This is a genomic window from Kistimonas scapharcae, from assembly GCF_039540975.1.
Taxonomy (GTDB): Bacteria; Pseudomonadota; Gammaproteobacteria; order Pseudomonadales; family Endozoicomonadaceae; genus Kistimonas; species Kistimonas scapharcae.
In genome coordinates, this window is the sequence record NZ_BAABFL010000219.1 from 1 (window position 1) to 995 (window position 995).

Below are 995 nucleotides of genomic sequence, written 5' to 3' on the forward strand. Positions count from 1 at the left end.
TACCACGATGGCGAGGGGCGTCTTATTGCCACCGTGTCCCGTTACGATCCGCCCTCAGGCAAGGAGTTTCGCCCCTGGGATGTGAAAGCTCGCAGGCATAAAGCACCGGATCCACGGCCTCTGTATAACCAGCCCGGTATCCGTAAAAGCCAGGATGTGTTGCTGGTGGAGGGGGAAAAGTGTGCCCAGGCGCTCATTGAGGTGGGCTATTGCGCAACCACTGCCATGAACGGGGCCAGGGCGCCAGTCAACAAGACGGATTGGTCCCCACTGAAAGACAAGCGGGTGCTGATCTGGCCTGATAATGATCAACCCGGCCGTGACTATGCCCGTAATGCTGCGCATGCAGTGGTTCAAGCCGGTGCCCGGGCGGTAGCCATTGTTAGCGTACCTCGTGAAAAGCCACCCAAATGGGACGCTGCCGAGGCGGTGGAGGGTAAGGAGAATATCCCGCAGTTTTTGTCTCAGGTGGGGAAAGACATTGTCAAGTCGGCTGGACTTGTGATCACCCACTGGACGGCTGAACGCTACCTCGGCAAGGCGCCGGAGCTACGTTTCCTGATAGAAGACAGCTTTCCGCTGGGTGTGGTAGCCATCCTGGCGGCCATGGGAGATACCGGCAAGGGTATGCTGACCCTGAAACTGGCATTGGAAGTGGCCTGCGGTAATCCTGAGTCACCGGCAGAGGTCTTTGGCGGCAAGGTGCTGGAACAGGGGACGGCGGTCATCCTGTCAGCGGAAGATGATTATGCCGAACTGCATCGTCGGCTGGAACGTCTGGATCCGGACAACCGCCGTGCGACGGCAGGCAATCGTCTGATTGTGGTGCCCTTGCCAGATGCCGGTGGACCCATGGCCATTGTCCGGGAGCACCAGGACGGGGCTGTACTGACGCCTGAATACGAAAAACTCCGGCAGCAGTTGATGGCGCTTGAGAATCTCAAGCTGGTGGTCTTCGATCCGTTGTCGTCCTTTGCCCAGGCCGATGTCAACGC

At 58.9% G+C, this 995-nt stretch carries 1 protein-coding gene; it reads left to right on the forward strand.

The window, feature by feature from the left end:
• Nucleotides 1-995: AAA family ATPase (locus ABD892_RS10510; protein ID WP_345195576.1), on the forward strand; the 995-nt coding region annotated here is incomplete at both ends.